The following is a 22,598-nucleotide window of genomic DNA, read 5'->3' as shown; positions in this document are numbered from 1 at the left end:
AACGCCGCCGGGTGGCGTTCCCGGCGGCGTCCGTATGAGGTCGACGTCCCACAAGCGCCTCTCGGCGGGTGGTCGCTCGAAGCGACTGAAGGGTGCGGCCCGGGGCTGTCCGGACGCCGACAGCGGGTACAACCGAGACACCCGGCGAGCTATTTCCGGGCCGCGTTGTGACGTGACCCACGCGGCCTCGATCGGCTATTCGGTCGCGGTGCTGCCGAACTCGCGCTCGGCCTCGATTCGCTGTTCACGGGCGGCGGCGCGATCCTGTGCCGCCGCGGCGCGGTGGAAGGCGGCATCGCGGCGAGCCCGGTCGGCCGCGGAGGCGCGCGCGGCGCCGGACGCCGGATCCATGCCGGACGCCGAACCCGTGCGGGACGCAGAAGCCCTGGCGTGAGCAGCGGCCTTCTCGTAGGCGGCAGCCGCGCGTTCGTGGGCACGTGCGGCGTCCTCGTGCCGATCCGCGGCCGCCCGATGAGCGCTTTCCGCACGCGCGAGTGCCTGTCGAGCCCGCTCGGCCGCCATGTCGACGTCCTCGTGTGTGATCGGTCGTCCCGCGCTCAGCTCGGCCTGCCGCGCGGCCAGCTCCTCGGCCCGCTCGGCTGCCTGTGCGGCGCGCTCACCCGCGCACCGGGCGGCGGACTCCCTCATGCACGACACACTATGCCCGCACGGCGAGCCTTGTAACGGCAACGTTGCACCGGAACGCCGGGAGGACGATTCTGGAAGCCATGCGCGCCCGTGACGTGGAGATCGGGCATACCTACGTGGTGTTGGTCCCGCATCGACTGCCGGCCGCCCGCTATCCCGACCGCGAGCGACTGGGCACATCGATGTGGGTGGCGAGCCTGCTCACCGGCGCCCGGTTCCGGCTCACGGTCTCCAACGTCGACTACGACACCGATCCGGTGACGGTCGAGGGACTGCGGCTCATCGAACGCTCGCACACCGAGGTCACACTCAGCGACGACCAGGCCGCGGCCCTGGGCTTGGCGCCGAAGCAGGGATATCGCGTGGTGGGATCGCTCGTGGACCGCACCGGCCGGGTGGCGTGCCTGCCCTCGATCGAACCGATCCGGGTGCCGGTGCGCTGGCTGCGTTCGGCCGACGATCCCCGTCTGGCGCAGACCACCCACCGCGACGCGGACCTGTGGCCCTTCATGTGAACAGTCGTCGCGGACCGCACCACCGGAACGATCTCGACCGGCCATAATTGTTTCGTGCGGCGCAACGGCATGGACAACGAACATGATCACACGACGGGAGAAACGGCACCGGTCGATCCGAGCAGTGTGCCGCGGGTCGGATCCTTCCGGTTCTGGTTCGCGACACGGCGCTGGGAGTGGTCGGAAGAGGTGTACCGGATGCACGGTTACACCCCCGGCAGCGTGGTGCCGACCACCGAACTCTTGCTCTCCCACAAACATCCCGACGACCGCGACGATGTGGCGGCGCGCATCGCCCGCGCGGTCGATCTGGGTGAATCGTTCTCCAGCCGGCACCGGTTCATCGACACCGCGGGACAGGTGCATCACGTGATGGTGGTCGCCGACCGCCTCACGACGATGCCGGAGCTGTCATCGGTACCGGCGGCTTCTACATCGACCTCACCGAGACCCTGGCCGAGAGCGAGCGCGAAACCCTGTCGGCGGCCCTGCCCGACGTGATCGAGCATCGCGCGGTGATCGAACAGGCCAAAGGTGTGCTGATGCGGATGTATCGCGTCAATGCCGAGCAGGCGTTCAAGATCCTGTCCTGGCGTTCGCAGGAGACCAACACCAAACTGCGCGACCTGGCCGCCCAGTTGGTCGCCGAACTGGAGACGCTTCCGGAAGCGCGGCCGCAGACGCTCACCGCCTTCGACCACCTGCTGCTCACCGCTCACACCCGCATACCGCGCCACCCCCGCTGAATCAGGCGCGGGCCCGCTCGCGGGCCAGGGATCGATCGCGGTGCTCCTCGAAGCGCGGGATCTGCACCAGTTCCATATTCTCCAGGAAGGCGCCCAGTCGTTCCCGGGCCTGTTCGCCGCGTGGGCCGAAGTCGTTGCGGCCGAAGATGTTCCATTGCCGGATCACCGGTTCGAGCACGTCCTCGTAGTGCTGGCGCAGATCGTAGACGCCGTGTTTGGCCATCAGCACTCCGTTGCGGCGGAAGTTGGGCATTCCGGCGCCGGGCATCTTGAAGTTCTCGACGATGAGGTCGATGGCCGTCATCGCCTGATCGGGAACGAGATCCAACGCGGCGGCGCACATGGTGCGGTAGAAGATCATGTGCAGGTTCTCGTCGAGCGCGACGCGCTGCAGCATGCGGTCGGCGATCGGGTCGTCGCACACCTTGGCGGTGTTGCGGTGGCTGACGCGGGTGGCCAGTTCCTGAAAGCTTACGTACGCAACCGAATACAGGAATCCCGCTTCACCGTCGAGCAGCCGGGCCACCCCCGGGGTGAAGCCGTTGGTCATATGGGTCATGCGGGTGTTCTCGAGCGCGACCGGGTCGACGCCGCGGGTGACCACGAGATAGTCGCGCAGCACGACGGAGTGGCGGTTCTCCTCGGCGGTCCAGCGGCCCACCCAGGTTCCCCAGGCGCCGTCCTGGGAGAAGTTTTCGGCGATCTCGCGGTGGTAGGAGGGCAGGTTGTCCTCGGTGAGCAGGTTGGTCACCAGCGCCGCCTTCGCCACCTCGCTGAGCGTGGATTGCCCGGGTTCCCAATCGGTTCCGCCCAGCATCGCGAAGTTGCGACCGGCGTCCCACGGGACGTAGTCGTGTGGATGCCACTCCTTGACCATCGACAGATGCCGGTCCAGTGCCGTGGCGGCGACCGGTTCGAGTTCGGTGAGGATTTCCCGTTGTGTCAACTCTCGTGCCACGCTGGTGATCTACCTTTCCGTGTCGAATGCGACCTCGGCACAGGGTGTGACGAGGGTGAGATCCGCGTCGTAGCGGCGGTACAACAGATGTCCGCGCCCGGTGCAGGCGTCGATGTGGAACAGGAAGGGCAGGCCGTGCTCGCACAGCCGCTCCACCGCCGCGGATTCGGTGAGGATGGGTGTCGGACGCGAGTGCACGGTGAAGATCCGGCCGCCGGTATCGGAGGGCGGATGCATCCGAGATCGGCGCGCCAGCCGTAGTCCCGAGGGGCCGGCCCGGTAGACGGCGGCATCCTCACCGGTTTCGGCGTCGACGAACAGGTGCACGTCGAAGTCGAGCGTGTCCATCATCGCCGCGGCCGACTTCGGGCGCAGGGTGTCGAGAGGGAATGCCTTGCGGCGCACTATCTTTCCGACGCCGGGGTCGGCCAGCGCCGGTCGGGCCGGATCCGGCCACTCCCGGACGGCCGGGTCGGTGAGCTGCCGTTCCAGCCGGACCACCACTGACAGCACCTCGTGGGGCTCGCGGGTGCGCACCTGCATCCGGACCGGGCGATCGGGTAGTGCGAGATTCACTTGGACCAGCAGGGATTCGGTCTCACCGGGAGCGGCGGTCACCCGCACCCGGGCGCCGCCGGTGACGCTGTGGCGCGCCAGCAGCCGGCCCACCGCCCCGGCCACGCGTTCGGCCTCGAGTGCGGGGACCGGCCCGCGGGTGAAGATGACGATGTCCGGGAACGCTGCCGACGACCATGCCTGAGATTCCCGCAACACCCGCTCGCCCTCTTTCGCTCACCCGGCCCGTTTCGACGCACGACAACTGTGCCGACGCGGAGGATGGCGCCCAAGGGCCGAAAGTCCCTTCGAGGAAGCACGAAATGCCCGATCGGAAATTCCGATCGGGCTTCGGGCGGGCGGAGGTCAGACGGTTGTGACGACCTCGTCGTAGTCCAGCCGCGGGGAGCGCGGGTACCAGGCGTCGGGGCCCGGCTTGCCGATATTGACCACGACCAGGGCGCTGTGCGTGCCCTCGGGGAAGAACTCCTTGTCGACACCGGCGGCGTCGAACCCGTTCATCGGGCCGGCGGCCAGCCCCGCCGCGCGGATGCCGAGGATGAAGTAGCCCACCTGGATCAGCGCGTTGAACCGTGCCGATTCGGCCCGGTAGTCGTCGTCGGCGAAGTAGTCCTTGGCGTCGGGTGCGTGCGGGAAGACCTTGGGCAGGTGGTCGTGGAAATTGAGGTCGGCGGCCAGGATCGCGGTCAGCGGCGCCTTCTCGGTCTTGGGCTTGTTGTTGTCGAGCATGTGCTCGACGAGGGCGGCGCGGGCCTCGGCGCCGCGGACCAGCACGATGCGCAGCGGCTGCTGATTCATCGAGGTCGGAGCGTATTTGACCAGGTCGTAGATGTCGCGGATCTGCTCGTCGCTCACCGGTTCGTCGGTGAAGGTGTTGGCGGTGCGGGCCGTGCGGAACAGCAGGTCCTGGGCTTCGGCCGCGAGGGTGAGGTGGGTGGTGGGCTCAGCGATGCTCACAGCGTAACTCCTTGTCGGGGTTGCGGTTTCGGTCAGTCGTGGGTGACGCGGCGGGAGCGGGTGCGCAGTTCGCCGTCGATGCGGACGAGGACGTCGTGCACCACACAGCTCGGCGCGATCTCCGGCGCCGCGCCGGGCCGGATCTTGACCACCAGGCAGTACATCGTGGCGACGATGCTGCCGTCGTCGTGCGGGGAGAGGTTGATCATGTTGAACCAGTGCCGGCGCTGCATCGGATCGCTGTCGAAGCGCTTGTGGAACTCCACCAGATCCGACACGATCCCGGCGCGGGTGCGCGCGGGCGGGCGGCCGGGTGTGTGCTCGAACTCGGCGTCCTCGGTGAAGGTTTCGGCGTAGCCGGTGATGTCGCGGTTGTCCAGGCGTTGCATCTGATCGGCGTAGAACTGCTGGACCTCGGCGTACAGCTCGGCGCGGCTGGCGACAGTGGTCATGGACGGCTCCTCGGAAGACGGTGTGGCCGCCGGGATTCCGGGCGGACCTCGATCGCGCTCCACGGTCGCCGACGGCGCTCGAGATTCGGTCGAGCCCGCACCGGTTTGACCGGTCTTATAGGGCCTTTCGCGACGCTGGTGGCCGGACGGGCCGGCGTAACCGGATCCAGCACCGATGGAGGAGATATGGCGGACAGTCAGCGCGTGGCGCTGGTCAGCGGAGCGACCAGCGGGATGGGCTTGCAGATCACGAAAAACCTGGCGGCACAGGGTGTTGCGGTGTTCATCTGTGCCCGGGACGAGCAACGGGTGGCCGATACGGCCAAGCAGTTGCAGGACGACGGATTCGCGGTGGACGGAGTGGGCTGCGACGTTCGCGACGCCGACCGGATCCGGGAGTACGTCGACGCCGGGGTACGGCGGTTCGGGCCGGTCGACATCCTGGTCAACAACGCCGGCCGCAGCGGCGGCGGCGTGACCGCGCAGATCGAGGACGAGCTGTGGCTCGATGTGATCGAAACCAACCTGCACAGCGTCTTCTACGCCACCAAGGCCGCGCTCACCGCCGGTGGCATGCTCGAGCGGGGCAGCGGCCGGATCGTCAACATCGCCTCGACCGGCGGTAAGCAGGGTGTGCTTCACGGCGCGCCCTATTCGGCCTCCAAGCACGGGGTCGTCGGCTTCACCAAGGCGCTGGGGCTGGAGCTGGCCAAGACCGGGATCACGGTCAACGCGGTCTGCCCCGGATTCGTGGAAACGCCTATGGCCGAACGGGTTCGGGAGGTGTATTCGGGTCTGTGGGGTGTCGACACCGACGAGGTGCACGCGCGGGTGAGCGCCCGGGTGCCGATCGGCCGCTATGTCCAGGTAGACGAGGTGGCCGCGATGGTCGACTACCTGATCTCGCCGGCCGCCGCCGCCGTGACCGCACAGGCATTGAATGTCTGTGGCGGCCTGGGCAACTACTGACCGCGGAGCGCCGTCATGACAGCAATGGATGAAAACGTCACGCCCACACCGGAACTCGACGCCGCCCAGCACGACTACCTGCAGATACTCGACGCCATCCAGTCGGGTGCGCTGCGGCTGCTGGCCGGCTTTCCCGCCCAGCCCAGCGGCCTGCGGATCCAGGTCGGTGAGGTGACCGTGGAGGCACAGTGGCCGCAGGGCTCGGGGGAGGCGGGCGTGAGTGCCGGGGCAGCACCGGCACCGGCAATCGCAACCGACGTCGCGACCGAGGTGGCGGTGACCGATCCGGTGATCCGCGCACCCAGTGTGGGTGTGTTCTATCGGAGCCCGCAGCCCGGTGCCGAGCCGTTCGTGGCGGTCGGCGACCGGGTGTCGCCGGGGCGTCAGGTCGGCATCGTGGAGGCGATGAAGCTGATGATCCCGGTGACGGCCGAGGTGGGCGGGGTCGTCACCGCGATCCTCAAACAGGACGGGGAATCCGTGCAATTCGACGAACCTCTGTTCTCGTACTCGCCGGAGTGATCAGCACGGGCGGGCGGACCTGCGCCAGGTGAGAATGCGGCGCTGGGTCCGCCCGTCCACTTGTGCGGCGCCGATCAGCGTCAGCACGTCACCGTCGAGGGACATCTGGCGTACCTGCTCGGTACCGGCCCAGGCGGGATTGGAGCAGACCCTGATCGCGTGCACCACCGCCTTTCCCGCCGTGCGCCAGGTTCCGGCGTAGCCCATGAACGTGTTCGCGGCGGTGGTTTCACCGGTGCGCATCATGCTCACCGAGACGGAGCCCTGTGCGGTGTAGATGAGCAGACCGCGCGGCGCCGGACCCAGTGGCCCTTCGCTGCGCACGTCCGCGTCGTCGATGTCGTAGTAGGACAACAGTTCCCAGGTGCCGACGAGATCAGTCGCAGTCATGGTCCTCACGATGCGTGCCGCCGCTCGAATCATGCTCGAGCGTTCCCGCGGGCGTAGTCGTAGGAGGCGCGTACCAGCTGCCAGACCTGTTCCAGTTCGTCGGCGTCGCGCGGGCCGTAGACCATCAGCAGCGTCGCCGGCAGGACGCCGGCGCGGGCCATCGGATGCTGTTCGGCCCAGCCGGCCGAAACGGCTTCGGCGGCAGCGGTTTCCGGCAGGCGCAGATGCAGGCTGCCGTCGGCGTGCCCGTGCAGGTGGGCGAATTCGGTGCCCGCCAGAAAGGCGTCCTCGGGTCCGTGCGCGTGATCGGGGTGCAGATGCAGGGCGCGGGTGTCGGGCAGCGAGACCGTACTGCGGGCGGCCAGCACACCCTCGAGTGTGGCCATGCGCGCCCACAGCGCTTCCTGCAGCCGGACGTCCGGATTCTGGGTCAGCTGCTGATGAGGATTGTGGGGCCGGGTGAGCGGGCGTTCGCCGCGCCGCCTCGGCAGGCGAAGGTTTCCGTGTGGTGCCGTCGCAGTCATCACTGTGCTCCTCTCGCGCCGGTAAAGGCTTCTGGTCACACAGTAGTTTCCAAAGTATAGTAGTTACCAAATGGAAAGTGCCCAGGAGTGATCATGACGCCCGTCACGCCGCCGCCCGTCGCCGATCCCTGTCCGATCTCGCCGGTGGTCGACCTGTTCTTCGGCCGATGGTCCACCCAGGTGCTGTGGGTGCTGATCCACGACGGGCGGATGCGTTTCAACGAAGTGCAGCAACGCATTCCGGGCGTCACGCCCAAGGTGCTGACCCAGCGGCTGCGCCAGCTCGAACGCGACGGCCTGGTGCAGCGCACCTACCACCCCGAGGTCCCCCCTCGCGTCGAGTACGCGGCCACCGCGCTGGCCGGCACCCTCACTCCGTTGTTCGACGGTCTCGCGCGGTGGTCGAACGAGCACCTGGCGGAGGTGCTGGCGGCTCGTGCCGCCTACGACGCGGGCGACGGCTGAGACGCGAATTTCAACAGCAGCCCGGCGAATTCACGCGGCATGGTGATCATGCAGTCGTGCCCGGTCGGCAGGATCTCGAGCCGTTCGGCGGGCAGGTCGGCCGGGGGAAGGGTCCGCGGCATCGCCGCGCGCATCGCCTTGAAGGCCTCGCCGCCCTCACTGCAGTGGATGTGGGTGACGGGAACGAGTGCCAGGGAGGCCGGATTGCGCAGCGTCAGCGGCTGGTGGAACGTCTTCAGCGACTGGGCCGTCAGCATCGAGGCCACCCAGCTCAGGTCGGGTTCCTCGGTGACGCCGTTGATTCCGCTGTCACCCATCGGCTCGGTCGGCGGGGGCACGCGCCAGCCGTCTCCCACGGCGGCGGCCGCGGTGGTGAACGCCTCGACCATCTCCGGCATGATGTCGGCAACGGCTTCGCCGTCTCGTGGCACGAAGGTATCCACGTAGATCAGCTCGGCGATGCGGTCCGGGAACCGATCCGCGAGCGCGGTGACGACGATCCCGGCATAGCTGTGGCCCACCAGGATCAACTCCCGCAGATCCTCGGCGACGATCAGCTCGGCGAGATCGTCGACGTGGGTGTCGAGTCCCACATCGGGGGTGAGCTCGTCGGCGCGTTCGCCCATACCGGCGAGTGAGGGCGCGAAGACACGGTGGCCGGCCGCAGTGAGCAGCGGGGTCACCCGCTGCCAGGCCCAGCCGCCGTGAAACGCGCCGTGAACGAGGAGATAGGTCGACACGACAGGTCCTCCTGGGTGCTCGAAACTAGGTACCGGAAACGATGAGATGGTCGCCGTGGGCCGGCGGGACGTGCTCGGGCCGGATCCCGAGGCCGATCACCCGTGCCACCACGTGTGAGAGTCCGGGGAAGCGACGCAGCAGCCGGGCCAGCAGCGGCTTGTCGGTGCTGGGTCCTCCGGCGTTCGGATACAGGTCGGCGAGCAGGCGCAATTGCGCGAATTGCACCACCCGCATGGGGGATTCGCGGCGGCGCTGCACCGCGCGCAACTGCGCGAGACTCGGCATGCCGCCCGCGGCCAGTGTGGGCGCCAGCAGCCGCGCGGCGGCGACGGCGTCCTGGACCGCGAGGTTGATACCGACACCGCCCGCCGGCGACATCGCGTGCGCGGCATCACCGATCGCCAGCAGGCCGGGCCGGCACCAGTGCCGCAGCCGGTCCACCCGCACATCGAGCGGCTTCACATCGTCCCAGTCGCGAATCGCGGCCTCGAGCCCCGGCGCCAGCACCGGATAGATGGTCGCGAGCTGCGCCCGGAACCCGGGCAGCCCACCGGCCCGGATCGCCTCGAATCCGCCTTTGGGGATCATGTAGGCGACCTGCAGGTAGTCACCGCGATCGATGCAGACGATGAAGAAGCCCTTGCCGCTGCGAACCGTCGGCAGGCTCTCGCCCGCGGGTTTGCCCACCCGGAACCACAACACGTCCATCGGCGCCCGGCTCGCCGCCACCGCGAGCGCGCCGCTGGTGCGCACCAGCGAATTGCGTCCGTCGGCGGCGATCACGAGGCGAGCCCGGACCTCGAGCGGACCGTCCGGGGTGGCAGCGCGCACGCCGGTGACGGTGCCACCGGACTCGCGCAGTTCGGTGACCTCCGCCCGTTGCAGCAGACGGAATCCCGGATACCGGCGACCGGTTTCGGCGAGGAAGTTCAACACGTCCCACTGCGGCATGAACGCCACGAACGGAAACGGGCCGGGCAGCCGGCGGAAGTCGGCGAACACGACCGGTCCCATCGCGGTCGCCATCGGCAGCTGCGGTGTCCGCACATGCGGCAGCCGGAGAAACTCCTCGGCGAGCCCGAGCTCGTCCATCACCGTCAGCGTCGACGGATGCACCGTGTCACCGCGGAAGTCGCGCAGGAAGTCCGGATGTTTCTCCAGCACGAGAACTTTCGCTCCGGACCGGGCCAGCAGCACACCGGCGACCAGTCCCGCCGGTCCGCCGCCGACCACACACACATCCACGGTCTCGGCCGTGCCCGTTTCCCGCTCGGCCGTGCCGACCTCTCGCTCGCTGCGCTCGCTCATGCCAGGCACGCCGGTAGCCGGCCGTCGTTGTAGCCGACCATCTCGTCGAAGATGGCGAGCACGTCCAGCGGCGCCCCCGGTGCCGCGCCGTCGGCCTCGGCATACGCGCGATGCAGATTGCCGACCACCCGTTCGGCATCCACCAGATCGGCGAACTCGCCGGGATCGGCCTCGAGGGCGATGCCGAGCGGAGTCAGCCCCAATGCCCGGCCGTCGAGCGCCAACCTGAGGATCCACTCCAGATACCGGATCGTATGATCGAAAATCTCCGGTCCGGTGACCGGACCATGGCCCGCCACAACGGTTTCCGCGCCCAGCCCGGCCAGCGTCCGGACCGCGGCGAGGGTGCCCTCGACCGAACCGAACAAGCAGAACGGCGCCGCGCCCGACATCACCAGATCCCCGGCGAACAGCACCTTCTCCGCGGGCAGCCATGCCACCACGTCGTTGGTGGTGTGCGCCGCCGGACCCGGATGGATCAGCTCGACCCGGCGGTCGCCGACGTGCAGCGTCAGCCGGTCGGAGAAGGTGACCGAGGGGGGCGTGACTCGCACGTCGCCCCACCGGACCTGCGGCCACAACTGCGTCAGGGCCAGCCCGGTCTCGATCATCTCGGCGCGGATCCGGTCGTGTCCGATGAGCACCGCGGCGGGTCCGAACAGATGGTTGCCGAAGTTGTGGTCGCCGTGGTGATGGGTGTTGACCACGGTGCGCGCCGGCCCGCCGGCGACCCGATCCACGTGCTGGATCAGGCCGCGGGTGCGATCCTCGGTGGCGAGCGTGTCGATCACCAGCGCACCGTCGGGCCCGGCGACCACGCCGGCGTTGCTGACGCACCAGCCCCCGTGGCCGTGGGTGTAGGCGAAGACACCTTCGGCCACCTCCTGCACCACCGGTTCTGCCAGGCGCGGACTTCCGGTCGCCGTCATGACGGGGTTTTCGCGGAGTCGGCGCGGCGGGCCGCGATGTATCGCACCGCGCACAGCAGGGTGTTGCGGCTGTTGGTGCCGAGGGCCTCGCCCAGATAGGCGCGCGCCTCGGCGAGTCCGGTTCCGGGACCGAGGATTTCACGCGCGGCGGCGGGGTTGATCGCCACCGTGTGGCGAGCGGTGACCACCACGCCGGCGGGATCGTCGGCGAATTCCCAGGCGCCGCTGTGCCCGAACAGCATCGCGGGCGGCAGCTGCTGTTTGTAGTCGATGCGCTCGGCCGGGACACAGATCCGGATCGACCGGGTGGTGTGCGGGATACCGCCTTCGGTGACGGTGTCCATCTCCATCAGCTGCACCCCGTCGGCGTCCTCGGTGAGATCCACCCGGCCGACGTGCGGAACGTGCTCGGGCCAGCGGTCGCTGTGATAGACGAAGTCGTAGAGCTCGGCTGCCGTCGCCTCGAGGGTCACGCGATCTTCGAAGGTGACGATGATGTCGTCGACCGGATGCCCCAGCTCGGCGATCCGAGCCAGCGCCGCCAGCTCGGCCACGCTGTTGCGGTCGACCGCGCCGGTGATCACGTCCGGATCCACACCGTCGGCCACGGTGAAGTGGTGATCGAGGGTGACAGTCGTTGTGCGCGGGCCGGTTTCGTCGAACGTCCACTGCCCGCCCATGGAGGCGATCGGCGCCCGGCTGCGTTCCTGCTCGAAGGTGATGCGGCGGCCGGCGGGGTCCAGGGTCCGGCGCGAGGTCCAGTCGGTGACCTGCCCGTTCACCGTCGCCCACAGCCGAAACCGTTCCTCGTCGGCGCCGCGGTGCAGATGCCGCACCAGCACACTGGGTTCGAAGATCACCGGCCAGCGCCCGACATCGGCGACCAGCCCGTAGACCTCGTCCGCGGGCGCCTCGACGACACGGGTGTGAGTCGTGCGGATGGTCATGCCACACCCGCCAGCTGCTGGTTGACGATGTCGATCAGCTCCTGCGGAGTCTTGACGTCGATGAGCTGTTCCTCGGGAACCGTCACCCCGAACTCGCGCTGGATACGCGAGGCGGTTTCGATCAGGGCCAGTGAGTCGTAGCCGAGCTCCTCGAACTCGACCTCGGCGATGTCACCGGCGAGTTCGGGGGCGTCCTCGTCGCCGCCGGCGCAGGCCACGAGGATTCGGCGCAGGGTGTCGATGGTGATGGTCATGATCTGCTCCTGAGTGCATTCGAAGGGATGGTGCGATTGCTGTGCTGCGGGGTCAGCGCGGGTGCGCGCGGACGACCACCGCGGAGTTGAAACCCCACCGGCCGCGCGCGAGCACCAATCCGGCGCCGAGGTCGGCCGAGCGCGGTTCGCCGCGGACCAGATCGATCCGGCATCCGTCGGCGAGTTCGGTGGTGGCCACGGTCGGCGGGATCACCGCATCGCGCATGGCCAGCAGGCAGGTGACGATGTCGAGTGGGCCCGCGCCGGAGAACAGCCGCCCGGTGAGCGGTTTCGTGGCGGTCACCGGGACCCCGCCCGGTCCGAAGACGGCCTCGAGGGCCGCCGCCTCGGCACGGTCGGCGTCGGGGACACCGGCGGCGTCGGCGAAGACGACATCGATGTCGTCGCTGCGCAGTCCGGCATCGGCGAGTGCCAGCTCGATGGCCCGTTGCAGTCCCGGCGGGCGCGGCGAACCCAGCGGCGGATCGAAAGTCTGCGCGTAGCCGGCGATTTCGCCGTAACAGTCGGGCACGCCCCGGGCCTGGGCCGCCGCGGCATCCTCGAGGACCAGCATGGCTCCGCCCTCGCCCGGCACGTTGCCCGCCGCCTGCGCGTCGAACGGCAGATAGGCGCGCGCGGGATCGGTTGCGGTACTGACCGTTCCGGCCGCGATGTGGGAGACCCAGCCCCACGGGTCGAGCGCCGAATCGACGCCGCCGGTGACGACCAGGGGTGTGCCGCGGCGCACGGTGCGCCGGGCGTGGCCGACGGCGTCCAGGCCGCCGGCCTGATCGGCGACCAGCGCACTGCTCGGTCCCCGCATGCCGTGCCGGATCGAGATCTGACCGGTGTTCACCGCGTAGAACCAGGCGAACGACTCGTACACGCTCACGTGCTCGGAGCCGCGCGACCACAGCTTGTTGAATTCGCGGTGGGTGAATTCGAAACCGCCGGAAGCGTTTCCGGTGACCACGCCCATGCCGTAGTCGGTGAGTGCGGTGGGGTCGACCTTCGCGTCGTCGAGTGCCCACTGGGCGGCCACCAGCGCCATCCGGGTGGAGACGTCGGTCTGCGGCAGCAGCCGGCTCGGCAGGTATTTGCCGGCGTCGAACTCGGCCACCTGGCCGGCGAGTGTCGCGCCGAACCCGGTGGTGTCGAAGCGGGTCAGCGGGGCGATCGCCCCGCGGCCCGCCAGCACGGCGTCCCAGAAGTGGTTCAGGCCCAGCCCGTTGGGCGCCACCACGCCCATTCCCGTCACGACGCTCATGCCGGCACCCCCTGCGGGCGGCGCAGCACCATCGCGCTCTGGAAGCCGCCGAAGCCGCTGCCGACGCTCAGTACCGTGTCGATGCGGTGGTCGCGGGCGGTGAGCGGGACGTAGTCGAGATCGCATTCCGGATCCGGCTCGTGCAGATTGGCCGTCGGTGGCACCACCTGGTGCTGCAGCGCGAGCAGGCAGGCCGCGATCTCCACCGAGCCGATCGCGCCCAGCGAATGCCCCACCATCGATTTGATCGAACTCATGGGCGTGCGGTAGGCGTGCTCGCCGAGACTGCGCTTCACCGCGGCGGTTTCGTGGCGATCGTTCTGGCGGGTGCCCGAGCCGTGCGCGTTGACGTAGTCGACGGCGGTGGGATCGACCCGCGATTCGTCGAGGGCCACCCGGATTGCCTCGGCCATCTCGCGGCCGTCGGCCTTGAGCCCGGTCATGTGGTAGGCGTTGCAGCGCGTCGCGTAGCCGGTGATCTCGGCGTAGATGTGCGCGCCGCGGCGGCGGGCGCTGTCGTACTCCTCGAGCACGAACATCGCCGCGCCTTCGGCGAGAACGAAACCGTTGCGGGAGTTGTCGAACGGGCGCGAGGCGTGCTCGGCATCGTCGTTGCGCGGCGTGGTCGCCTTGATCGCGTCGAAGCAGGCCACCACGATCGGTGTGATAGGGGTATCGGCGGCGCCGGCCAGCACCACGTCGGCAGAGCCCTCACGGATCAACTGCACCGCGTGCCCGACCGAGTCGAGCCCGGAGGTGCACCCGTTGGACACCATGGCGACCGGCCCCTCGGCGCCCACACTCCACGCCACCTCGGCCGGCATCACACTCGGCACCATGTAGTCGAACATGTAGGGCGAGACGTGCTTCTCGTCGACCACCCAGTTGCGGCCGGAGTCCGACAGCACCAGATATTCCTGTTCCAGGCTCGTCGCGGCGGCCACGGCACTGCCGAGGCTGACGCCGACGCGCTGCGGATCGAGCGCGTCCACGGTGAGGCCGCTGTCGGCGACCGCTTCCCGGGCACACACCACCGCGAACTGCGCGGCGCGGTCCATGCGGCGAATCTCCCTGGGTGACAGCCCTTCCCGGGCCGCGTCGAAATCGGCTTCGCCGGCCACCTGCGACCGGTAGGGCGAGGCGTCGAAGAAGCTGATCCGGCGGGTGGCGGTGCGCCCCTCCGAGAGCAATTTCCAGAATTCGTCCTTGCCGTTACCGCCGGGCGCACGAACTCCGAGCCCGGTCACGACGACACGACGGTTCATAACGAACCTCCGAATGCATTGGCGTACACAGCTGTTGTCCCTTCTCGCCGAAGAGTCCCGAAAGTCCCCGAGATCACGATCAGGGTGAAGCGGGCCGCTCTAGCCCCGCTCGAGCAGCGCGATCGAGCTGTCCTCGAGGGCGCCGCGCGAACCTGGGCACACCGGACGCTGCGGTCCGGCTGACCGTGGCCGATCGAGCACAGGAGACACCCCGTGAAGACGCCGCCAAGCTCCCACACCGCGGACTGGGTACTGTGCCCGGGCTGCCGGATTCCGCTGTATCGCAAGCGTTTCGAGCGAGACCTGGGCGTGTGCGGCGAATGTGGCCGGCACACCACCCTGTCCGCCGAGCAGCGATTGCGCCAGCTGGCCGACGAGGGCCGGTTCGAGCCGCTGCCGATCGCCGGCACCGAGGACGACCCGCTGAACTTCCACGACGTCGTGCCGTATGCCGATCGGCTGGCCGGCGCGCGGGCGCGCACCGGACTACGCGACGCGGTCGTGTGCGCGACCGCCCGCATCGAGGGCTCCGCGGTCGTGATCGTCGCCATGGACTTCCGCTTCCTCGGCGGCAGCCTGGGCACCGCGGTGGGGGAGATGATCACGGTGGCGGCGGAATACGCCCTGACCGAACGCATTCCGCTGCTGCTGGTCACCGCCTCCGGCGGCGCCCGCATGCAGGAGGGGCCGCTGTCGCTGATGCAGATGGCCAAGACCAGCGCGGCGCTCGAGCAGCTCGATCGCGCGGGCATCCTCACCGTCAGCCTGATCACCGATCCGACCTACGGCGGTGTCGCCGCCTCGTTCGCGACGCTGACCGACGTGCTGATCGCCGAACCCGGCGCCCGGCTGGGCTTCGCCGGTCGCCGGGTCATCGAGCAGACGATCCGCCAGGAACTGCCGCCGCAGTTCCAGACCGCGGAATTCCTGCTCGAGCACGGCCTCATCGACATGATCGTGCCGCGGTCGGGCCTACGCGCGACGCTGGGTTCGCTGCTGCGCATCGCGGGCCCGGTCGATCCCACCGGCGAACCGGGTGCGGCGGCCGGCATCGTCACCGATCCGCAGTCGCTGCCCGAGACCCAGGCGTGGGAGCAGGTCCACCGCGCGCGGCAGATCACCCGGCCGACGGCGCTGGACTATGTGGCGCTCGCGTTCGACGGATTCCTCGAACTGCGTGGTGACCGCATCGGCGCCGACTGTCCGGCGGTCGTCGGCGGACCGGCCTGGCTCGGCGACCAGCCGGTGATGGTGATCGGCCAGCAGAAGGGTCACGATCCCAAGGAGCTCATGGCCCGCAACTTCGGCATGCCGACGCCGCCGGGATATCGCAAGGCCGCCCGGCTCATGCGCCTGGCGGAAAAGCTCGGCCTGCCGGTCGTCACGCTCATCGACACGCCCGGCGCCTACCCGGGCGCGACCGCCGAGGAACAGGGCCAGGCCGTCGCCATCGCCGAGAACATCCGCCTGATGTCGGCCCTGCGCGTTCCGGTGATCAGTGTCGTGATCGGCGAGGGCGGCAGCGGCGGTGCGCTGGCGCTCGCGGTCGCCAACCGCGTGTTGATGCTGGCCGACTCGGTGTACTCGGTGATCAGCCCCGAAGGGTGTGCGGCCATCGTGTGGAACGACCCGAGCGCCTCGGCCGAAGCCGCTGCGGCACTGCACATCACGGCCCGCGACCTGTTGCGGCTGGGCATCGTCGACGGTGTACTGCCCGAGCTCGGCCACGACGATGCCCTGGCGCCGCACGCGGCGGCCGAGCGGCTGCACCGCGCCCTGGCCGAAACGCTGCAAGCCTTGATCGGGCGCAGCGGTGAGGAGCTGGCGGCGCAGCGGCGGGCCAGATTCCGTCGCTTCGGACTCCCCGTCGCCGCCCGCACGGCGGCGTGAGAGAGGCGGCGCGAATGTTCGACAAGATTCTGATCGCCAACCGCGGCGAGATCGCCTTGCGGGTGGCCCGCACCTGCCGGGAAATGGGCGTGCGCACGGTGGCGGTCTATTCGGCGGCCGACCACGATTCGGCGGTCGTGGATTTCGCCGACGAGGCCGTGCGGATCGGTCCGGCCGCGGCGAAACGCAGTTATCTCGACGCGGCCGCCATTCTGACGGCAGCTGAGATCACCGGCGCCGACGCCATCCACCCGGGCTACGGATTCCTTTCGGAATCACCGGATTTCGCCGATGCCTGCCGGGCCGCCGGGGTCACCCTCATCGGACCGCCCGCGGATGTCATGGCCGAGCTGGGCGACAAACAGTCGGCACGCACGCTGATGGCCAAGGCCGGGTTGCCGTTGCTGCCGGGCAGTCTCGACGCTCTCGAATTCGACGAGGCGCAGGGTCTCGCCGACCGGATCGGGTATCCGGTGATCATCAAGGCCGTCGCGGGCGGCGGCGGGCGCGGGATGGCGGTGGTGCACGACGGCGCCGATTTCGCCCGCGCCTACCGGGACACCCGGGCCACGGCCCGCATGCTCTTCGGCGACAGCCGGGTGTATGTCGAGCGGTATCTCGACCACGCCCGGCATGTGGAGGTGCAGGTGCTGTGTGACACCTTCGGCGCGGGTGTCCATCTCGGCGAGCGGGATTGCTCGGTGCAGCGCAGGCACCAGAAGCTGGTGGAGGAGTCACCGGCGCCGCGGCTGCCGGAGGGGCTGGCCGCGCGGATCGGCCGATCCGCGGTCGCCGGGGTGCTCGCCGCCGGATACACCGGAGCCGGCACCGTCGAATTCCTGCTCGACTCGGCCGGCAACTATTACTTCATGGAGGTGAATTGCCGCATTCAGGTCGAACATCCGGTCACCGAAATGGTCACCGGTATCGATCTGGTCGCCGAGCAGATCAGGATCGCCGCCGGCGAACCGCTGGCATGGACGCAGGATCGCATTCAGCCGAAGGGGGCCGCGATCGAATGCCGGATCAATGCCGAGAATCCGGCGGCCGGATTCGCGCCGACACCCGCCACGATTTCCGAATTCACCGCGCCCGGCGGTCCGTTCACCCGAGTCGACACACATATCCGGGCGGGTTATTCGGTGCCGCCGAACTATGATTCGCTGCTCGCGAAGGTCATCGTGTGGGCGCCCGATCGCGATGCCGCGATAGCGCGGATGAACCGGGCGCTGACGGAATTCCGGGTCGAGGGCGAACGATTGTGCACCACTCGAGAATTTCTGCTGGACGTCCTCGATCAGTCGAAATTCCGAGCCGGTACCCATACCACCGCCCTGGTGGAAGAAATGTTCGAGGGTACCGCCCCGGAATGAGGCCGGCCGGATCAGGCGGGCGTCGCGGAACGTTGCGCGCCCGCCTGCCAGCCGATCAGATATCCGGCATGGCGGCGCTCGAGCATCAGGGTCACCGATTCGTCGGAGGCGTTGAGAATGTCGCTGTGTAATCGGCGTAATTTCACACAGGGATCCAGGCCGAGTTCCCGCTGCAGTGAACGGGCGAATTCATGGTAGGACTCGAGAGCGCGATGCCGCCGGCCGGAACGGCACAACGCGTACATGTAGTAGGCCTGCAGCCGTTCGTGCAGGGGTTGTTCCGCGGTCAGTCGTGCCAGGTCGGGGCAGACCTCGCGGAAGCGGCCCAGCCGCAGCTGCGCTTCGATTCGCAGTTCGAGGTCGGTCAGCCGCACCTGTTCCAGATGCGACAGCTCGGCCGACAGCGGCAGGCCGCTTTCCACGTCCAGCAGCGCCGGACCGGTCCACAGTGCTTCGGCCGCCGTGAACAGATCCACCGCGCGCATGTCGTCACCGGCATTCAGCGCGCAGCGGGCGGCGTCGGTCATCGTGCGATAGTCGCGCAAATCCAGGACACAGTCCTGGGCGTCGAACATATATCCCTTGCTCCAGGTGCGGAGATATCGGTCCGCGATCTCGCCCTGGTCCACATCCAGATATTGCGCCATCTTCTTCCGGATACCCAGAACATAGGTCTGCACGACCGTTATCGCGCTGCGCGGCGGATCGTCGTTCCACAGCTCTTCGATCAGGGTCGTGACCGGAACCACCGTCGAATGCCGAATCAACAACAAGGCCAGCAATTGCCGTTGCTTCTGTGCGGTCGGCGTCGCATTGCGATTGTCGAGGGCGAGAGTCAAAGGGCCCAGAACGCGGGCATACACAGGATTCGACACGTAGCGTCCCCTTGTAGCATGAATTGCTGTGCGGTGAGCGTGAAATCGTACGTCGCTGTAGACCGTTTCAGAGTACCGAGGGCATTGTGGCGAGACCGTAAACCCACTGTGATCATACCGTTAACGCCTTACGGCCGTCTTGTTCTCGCATATGTTTTCGCAGGTGAACAATAGTTTGGACGCTCGACCGGGTGGCTGCGGGCCGGTCGTCGGAACCGATTGCCGCCGAGCGCAATCCGGGCCGGGCCGCAGCGGTCCGCCGGTTCCGGTCAGGCTCCGGTGAGGGGCTCGGCGAGGTGTTCGGCGAAGGCCCCCGCGGCGGCGGCCGGATAGTCGGTGGTGCCGTCGACGTAGTCGCCGGTCCAACCGGTGGCGAGGTGCTGGAGTGTTGCCACGTTCGCCGGTTGTGGTATCCCGCAGAGCAATTCGCCCAGCGGATCGCTCGAGGTTCCTTCGGCGTCGGTGTGTTCGCCGCTGTCGAGGCGCACCCCGAGGAAGGGGCGATGCAGATGTGTCTGCAGTACGGTGGTTCCGCTGCCGAAGTTGTTGCACAGCGCGGGCGGACCGGAGACGGTCAGGACGGGCAGGTCGGTGGCGGCGAGATCGTCGAGTGCGACATCGGTATCGGCGCCGAGGAAGGATTTCACCGGGTCCAGCAGGACGAGCCCGCGCAGCTTCGCCCACGCGGCCGGAGAGGAGGTGTGCAGGCGGTGGGCGACGTATTCGACGGCTTCGGCGCCGGCGGAATGACCGATGAACACGAACGAGCGCGGGAGCGCGGGCAGCCCGACTCCGGCGCGCGTCGCCGAGGTGGCGAGCGGGCCGGTGGGATCGTCGGCGGTGGCGAACAGCCGGGCCACCTGATCCAGGAACGCGGTATTGTCGCCGACGTTCTGCAGGGTGCAGCCGTCGAGGTTCACGAACGGCAGGCTGGGGGAGAAGACGAGATACCCAGCGGCGGAAAGTGTTTCGGCGAGTGCGGCGACGTTGCCCTCGGTGCGCGCGAAGCCGTGCTGCAGCCAGACCAGGCCGCGTGGCGTACCCGCGGGCCGATACCACGCGACGTCCTGATGCAGGGTCGCCGCCGCACAGGGCAGATCCACCGTGCCCGGCAGCGGTGGGCCCGCGGCGGCGGGAGCGAATGCGGCGGCCACGACACACGCGGCGGCGAGGACGGTCAGGGTCGAAGCTCGCAGCCTCATCGCAACTCCACACTGCACAATCGGTATCCCGGTGATGACGCCACCCGGACACCGATCAGTATTCGCCACCGAGGCGCGGGGCGGAGGCGCTTCGGGCCGTTAGCTGTCGGCAGGCGCGACGCGCCAAGTCTGCAGCAGCGGCACCAGATAGACGCGGGCGAACTCGCGGGCCTTCGCCGTGTCCTGGAGGGGGATGACGGAGGCCGGGTTTTCGATCAGCGACATCATCAGCCGGGCGATCATCTCCCCGACGATGGCGAGGTCCAGATCGGCGGGCAACCGTCCGGTGTCCTGCCAGCGCCGCAGATGGTTGGTGACGAGCGTGCGCGAGACGCCGATGGCGGTGTCGTCGGTGAGGAAGTCGGTGAGTTCACCGGCGGCCGGTGATTCGCGGATGCTGCGGGTGAGCAGTTTCGGCGCCGACGCCTCGTGCACGAATGCGGCGAACACCTCGGTGGTCGCCTCCTCCGGGCCGGTGGCGCGGTCGGCCACCTCGGCGAGCAGGGTGGTCAGCCGCAGCGCTTCGTCGAGGATGGCCAGGCGGACCAGATGCTGTTTGTGGCCGAACCGGCGGTACACGGTCGCGACGCCCACCCCTGCGGTCTCGGCGATGCGCTGCATGGTGGTCTCGGCGAAACCGTTGTCCGTGAAGCATATTCGGGCGGCGGTGACGATCTTGCGGGCCGTGGGATCCAGGGTGTCCAGTCCGCCGGGGATCAGGCCGGCCAGACGTGCGGGATCTGTCACCGGGACTCCCTGTGGTCGGCGGTTCGGGCTGTCCACCCTTTCTATCACCGTCGTCGGGGCCGCCCGGTCAGGGCGTCCGGCTGCGCGCGGCCGGCGATCGTGTCGTAGTAAGCGAACATTTCGGCCAGGGTGGCCGGGAGTTCCCCATCGCCGTCACCTCGGATCGGGAACCGGCCGCAGCGGCTGCTTGGGGCGCACCCGGTAGGCCGCCGACTTCAGTTCGCGGCGCTTCATGGCCTGGATGCACTGATGGTGCTTGCGAGCGTGGTAGGCGAGGGGGAAGTAGGTCAGCCGGTCCGGCAGTATCCGGTAGGCCACTCGCACCGCGGTGAAGATCAGCCGTACCTGCCGCTGTTCGCGGGGAGTGGGTTCGATGTCGAGCATGGCCCGGATGCGCGGATCCATGGCGGCGATCAACGCCAGGTAGGTCATCCGCATGGCCGGACGCAGCGCGAGCTCGACCAGTGGGCGCACCGGCGCGGGAATCCGGGCCATCGCCTCGGGCTGTGCCTTGCTGTGACGCAGTTGTTCGACACTGTCCAGCGTTTCGGGCCGAGCCTCGAGCGTCGTTTCGATCATCCGGTCGAAGTAGTGCTCGAATTCGGCGCGGGTGGCCGGATAGCCCTTCATCGGGACGCGCAGCAGGCGCGCGAGCCGGCGGTTGTCGCGCAGCAACTCCTCTTGCTCGGCGACGGTGAACTCTCGGCCGATCAACAGCGGTCCGGCATTCAGGGTGGTGATGTAGGCAGTGGCGATAACCCATTGATACGCACCGGGATCCAGTGCGCTGATGTGTTTGCCGTCGGCGTTGCGCATGGTCAGCGGCTGATGCAGTGACCGCAGCCGCCGGCCCTCCTCGACCGCCTCGAGCCCGCCGTAGGTCCAGCGCAGCACCGAATCCACCGAGCGGATCGCGCGCCCACCCGGATCTGTGCGCGCGATCGAATAGCGTTCCACCACATCGGCGATCACCGGATGCATGCCCTGCATCAGGAAGGCGGCCGCCTCCAGGATCAGGTAGGTCCAGTGACCGACCATCTCGGCGGTGAGCGAGTCCGGGGCGATGAGCTCGACCGCTTCGCCGTCGACGATGAGTTCCGGTTCGGGAGCGAGAGTGCGTGCAGGCGCGCTGCTTTCGGATGTCACGATGATCTTTCCTTCGAACGAATGCGGTCAGACGACGGTGGCGCCGGTGATGTAGCGCAGGCGCATGTCCCAGACCGTGGCGCGCATGCCCAACCGCACCACGCCGGGCGGGGTGAGCCGGTCGAACCCGCGCAACACCCGCTGCCAGCGATCGAATCGGCGCTGTTCGGCGGCGGTCCAGCGGAAGCCGAGTTTGCGCCGCAGCTGCGGCGGCAGATAGCCGAGAGTCATGAACAGATTCCAGTTTCCGAGCACCGCTGACACCGGCGCCGGGAGGAAATCGAGCCGCGCGATGCCGACGAGGAATTCACGCATGCGGTCGTCGAAATCGAGCCGGTCGAGTTGTTCGGTGCGATAGCGCTCGAATGCCGCCCGATCCGCCGGCCACAACTCGGGCGGCACCTGCAGGGTCGTCGCGAAGACCGCCGCGGCGCGATGGACGGCCTCGGGATCGTGTCGGCTGCGCCCGCCCCGCAGTCGTCGCGTGTCCTCGAACACCGCCGCCATGCAGGCCGCGACCCACAGTTGCAGCCGCGGATCGAAAGCGTTGTAGGACACCGGGCTTCGCGGCCGGGACCGCACCTGGCGGTGGGCCGCGTTCACCGCCTCGCGAAAGATGCGGCGGTCCTGGGCATTGCCGGCCACGGCCACCGCGATGTAGGTCATGGTGGTGCGGCCGCGTTTGATCGGATGTTTGTGCAGATTGCCGCTGTCCACAGTGCTCTCCATGACGCCGTAGGCAACCCCGGCGTTGGCCAGTTGCATGACGACGTTCGCGGCGCCGTAGGCGGGGGACAGCCACGCCGAGATCTCGTCGGCGAGAAACGCCGTGTCGACCCCGTCGGTGTCGCGGTGGCGGGCGCGATGCCACCCGAACTGCGGGAGCGGCTGGGCGTGGCGTGGTCGCCGGCGCGCGAGCGGCAGTTCGACCG

General features: G+C 68.7%; 25 protein-coding genes and 1 pseudogene. 7 read left to right on the top strand and 19 right to left on the bottom strand.

Annotated elements, in window-relative coordinates; all coding sequences use genetic code 11:
• Nucleotides 1-195 precede the first annotated feature (195 nt).
• Nucleotides 196-648, bottom strand: a complete 453-nt coding sequence (locus tag A5789_RS01055; protein ID WP_064904300.1) for a hypothetical protein — start codon at nucleotides 646-648, stop codon at nucleotides 196-198.
• A gap of 80 nt (nucleotides 649-728) precedes the next feature.
• Here A5789_RS01055 and A5789_RS01050 point away from each other — a divergent pair, with 80 nt between their 5' ends.
• Both A5789_RS01050 and A5789_RS35190 read left to right on the top strand, forming a co-directional pair.
• Nucleotides 729-1,163 (top strand): hypothetical protein, encoded by a 435-nt coding sequence (locus A5789_RS01050; protein WP_064904302.1) that lies wholly within the window; start codon nucleotides 729-731, stop codon nucleotides 1,161-1,163.
• A 69-nt stretch (nucleotides 1,164-1,232) separates the two neighbouring features.
• Nucleotides 1,233-1,909, top strand: a pseudogene (locus A5789_RS35190) (PAS and ANTAR domain-containing protein).
• A gap of 1 nt (nucleotide 1,910) precedes the next feature.
• Here A5789_RS35190 and A5789_RS01035 read toward each other — a convergent pair.
• From A5789_RS01035 to A5789_RS01020, 4 genes are all read right to left on the bottom strand, one after another.
• Nucleotides 1,911-2,867: an acyl-ACP desaturase gene (locus A5789_RS01035; RefSeq protein ID WP_063011996.1), complete on the bottom strand. Its 957-nt coding sequence runs from the start codon at nucleotides 2,865-2,867 to the stop codon at nucleotides 1,911-1,913.
• 9 nt (nucleotides 2,868-2,876) lie between these two features.
• The gene (locus tag A5789_RS01030) at nucleotides 2,877-3,641 is read right to left on the bottom strand and encodes a sigma 54 modulation/S30EA ribosomal C-terminal domain-containing protein (RefSeq protein WP_064904309.1); all 765 of its coding nucleotides are present in this window, start codon (nucleotides 3,639-3,641) and stop codon (nucleotides 2,877-2,879) included.
• 147 nt (nucleotides 3,642-3,788) lie between these two features.
• Nucleotides 3,789-4,400 carry a malonic semialdehyde reductase gene (locus tag A5789_RS01025; RefSeq protein WP_064904311.1) on the bottom strand — a complete coding sequence of 204 codons (612 nt, stop codon included), beginning with the start codon at nucleotides 4,398-4,400 and terminating at the stop codon, nucleotides 3,789-3,791.
• A gap of 32 nt (nucleotides 4,401-4,432) precedes the next feature.
• Complete coding sequence (locus tag A5789_RS01020) at nucleotides 4,433-4,852, bottom strand: nuclear transport factor 2 family protein (RefSeq protein ID WP_064904313.1); 420 nt, start codon at nucleotides 4,850-4,852, stop codon at nucleotides 4,433-4,435.
• Between the two features lie 186 nt (nucleotides 4,853-5,038).
• Between A5789_RS01020 and A5789_RS01015 the strand changes: the two genes are divergently transcribed.
• Nucleotides 5,039-5,821 carry an SDR family NAD(P)-dependent oxidoreductase gene (locus A5789_RS01015; RefSeq protein ID WP_030515850.1) on the top strand — a complete coding sequence of 261 codons (783 nt, stop codon included), beginning with the start codon at nucleotides 5,039-5,041 and terminating at the stop codon, nucleotides 5,819-5,821.
• Nucleotides 5,822-5,836: 15 nt separating this feature from the next.
• Nucleotides 5,837-6,343 carry a biotin/lipoyl-containing protein gene (locus tag A5789_RS01010; RefSeq protein WP_104366601.1) on the top strand — a complete coding sequence of 169 codons (507 nt, stop codon included), beginning with the start codon at nucleotides 5,837-5,839 and terminating at the stop codon, nucleotides 6,341-6,343.
• On the opposite strand, the gene A5789_RS01005 is transcribed toward A5789_RS01010, so the two are convergent.
• Nucleotides 6,344-6,733: a lipocalin-like domain-containing protein gene (locus A5789_RS01005; RefSeq protein WP_082940386.1), complete on the bottom strand. Its 390-nt coding sequence runs from the start codon at nucleotides 6,731-6,733 to the stop codon at nucleotides 6,344-6,346.
• A gap of 29 nt (nucleotides 6,734-6,762) precedes the next feature.
• Nucleotides 6,763-7,257 (bottom strand): luciferase family protein, encoded by a 495-nt coding sequence (locus tag A5789_RS01000; protein WP_063012004.1) that lies wholly within the window; start codon nucleotides 7,255-7,257, stop codon nucleotides 6,763-6,765.
• A 93-nt stretch (nucleotides 7,258-7,350) separates the two neighbouring features.
• Between A5789_RS01000 and A5789_RS00995 the strand changes: the two genes are divergently transcribed.
• Nucleotides 7,351-7,722, top strand: coding sequence for a helix-turn-helix domain-containing protein (locus A5789_RS00995; protein WP_030515846.1), 372 nt, complete (start codon nucleotides 7,351-7,353; stop codon nucleotides 7,720-7,722).
• On the opposite strand, the gene A5789_RS00990 is transcribed toward A5789_RS00995, so the two are convergent.
• The 7 genes from A5789_RS00990 to A5789_RS00960 form a co-directional block, all read right to left on the bottom strand.
• Nucleotides 7,701-8,462, bottom strand: a complete 762-nt coding sequence (locus tag A5789_RS00990) for an alpha/beta fold hydrolase (protein WP_064904317.1) — start codon at nucleotides 8,460-8,462, stop codon at nucleotides 7,701-7,703. The two genes, A5789_RS00995 and A5789_RS00990, sit on opposite strands and share 22 nt — an antisense overlap.
• Nucleotides 8,463-8,487: 25 nt before the next feature.
• Nucleotides 8,488-9,702, bottom strand: coding sequence for an FAD-dependent oxidoreductase (locus tag A5789_RS00985; RefSeq protein ID WP_369817539.1), 1,215 nt, complete (start codon nucleotides 9,700-9,702; stop codon nucleotides 8,488-8,490).
• A 65-nt stretch (nucleotides 9,703-9,767) separates the two neighbouring features.
• Nucleotides 9,768-10,700, bottom strand: a complete 933-nt coding sequence (locus A5789_RS00980) for an MBL fold metallo-hydrolase (RefSeq protein WP_064904322.1) — start codon at nucleotides 10,698-10,700, stop codon at nucleotides 9,768-9,770.
• Nucleotides 10,697-11,647: an aromatase/cyclase gene (locus A5789_RS00975; RefSeq protein ID WP_064904324.1), complete on the bottom strand. Its 951-nt coding sequence runs from the start codon at nucleotides 11,645-11,647 to the stop codon at nucleotides 10,697-10,699. Before A5789_RS00975 ends, A5789_RS00980 begins: the two co-directional genes overlap by 4 nt.
• Nucleotides 11,644-11,901 (bottom strand): acyl carrier protein, encoded by a 258-nt coding sequence (locus A5789_RS00970; protein ID WP_030515841.1) that lies wholly within the window; start codon nucleotides 11,899-11,901, stop codon nucleotides 11,644-11,646. Before A5789_RS00970 ends, A5789_RS00975 begins: the two co-directional genes overlap by 4 nt.
• 52 nt (nucleotides 11,902-11,953) lie before the next feature.
• Nucleotides 11,954-13,168, bottom strand: coding sequence for a ketosynthase chain-length factor (locus A5789_RS00965; protein ID WP_064927099.1), 1,215 nt, complete (start codon nucleotides 13,166-13,168; stop codon nucleotides 11,954-11,956).
• Entirely contained in the window at nucleotides 13,165-14,433 is a 1,269-nt protein-coding gene (locus tag A5789_RS00960; RefSeq protein WP_063012016.1) for a beta-ketoacyl synthase, read from the bottom strand. The genes A5789_RS00965 and A5789_RS00960 overlap by 4 nt, the downstream gene beginning before the upstream one ends.
• A gap of 213 nt (nucleotides 14,434-14,646) precedes the next feature.
• Here A5789_RS00960 and accA point away from each other — a divergent pair, with 213 nt between their 5' ends.
• Both accA and A5789_RS00950 read left to right on the top strand, forming a co-directional pair.
• Nucleotides 14,647-16,323, top strand: a complete 1,677-nt coding sequence (gene accA / locus A5789_RS00955; RefSeq protein ID WP_156511278.1) for an acetyl-CoA carboxylase carboxyl transferase subunit alpha — start codon at nucleotides 14,647-14,649, stop codon at nucleotides 16,321-16,323.
• Nucleotides 16,324-16,337: 14 nt separating this feature from the next.
• Nucleotides 16,338-17,696, top strand: coding sequence for an acetyl/propionyl/methylcrotonyl-CoA carboxylase subunit alpha (locus A5789_RS00950; RefSeq protein ID WP_064923357.1), 1,359 nt, complete (start codon nucleotides 16,338-16,340; stop codon nucleotides 17,694-17,696).
• An 11-nt stretch (nucleotides 17,697-17,707) separates the two neighbouring features.
• On the opposite strand, the gene A5789_RS00945 is transcribed toward A5789_RS00950, so the two are convergent.
• The 5 genes from A5789_RS00945 to A5789_RS00925 form a co-directional block, all read right to left on the bottom strand.
• Nucleotides 17,708-18,571, bottom strand: a complete 864-nt coding sequence (locus tag A5789_RS00945; protein WP_081879522.1) for an AfsR/SARP family transcriptional regulator — start codon at nucleotides 18,569-18,571, stop codon at nucleotides 17,708-17,710.
• Nucleotides 18,572-18,840: 269 nt separating this feature from the next.
• Nucleotides 18,841-19,773, bottom strand: a complete 933-nt coding sequence (locus A5789_RS00940; protein WP_064904330.1) for an alpha/beta hydrolase — start codon at nucleotides 19,771-19,773, stop codon at nucleotides 18,841-18,843.
• 99 nt (nucleotides 19,774-19,872) lie between these two features.
• On the bottom strand, nucleotides 19,873-20,520 hold the full coding sequence (locus A5789_RS00935) for a TetR/AcrR family transcriptional regulator (RefSeq protein ID WP_064904331.1): 648 nt from the start codon (nucleotides 20,518-20,520) through the stop codon (nucleotides 19,873-19,875).
• 153 nt (nucleotides 20,521-20,673) lie between these two features.
• On the bottom strand, nucleotides 20,674-21,666 hold the full coding sequence (locus A5789_RS00930) for an oxygenase MpaB family protein (RefSeq protein ID WP_064904334.1): 993 nt from the start codon (nucleotides 21,664-21,666) through the stop codon (nucleotides 20,674-20,676).
• 27 nt (nucleotides 21,667-21,693) lie between these two features.
• Nucleotides 21,694-22,476: an oxygenase MpaB family protein gene (locus A5789_RS00925; RefSeq protein WP_064904338.1), complete on the bottom strand. Its 783-nt coding sequence runs from the start codon at nucleotides 22,474-22,476 to the stop codon at nucleotides 21,694-21,696.
• Nucleotides 22,477-22,598 lie beyond the last annotated feature (122 nt).

Source organism: Nocardia sp. 852002-51101_SCH5132738 (assembly GCF_001665695.1).
Lineage (GTDB): Bacteria > Actinomycetota > Actinomycetes > Mycobacteriales > Mycobacteriaceae > Nocardia > Nocardia nova.
The sequence above is the reverse complement of the archived record's forward strand: the minus strand, read 5'-3'. Positions and strand labels throughout refer to the sequence as shown.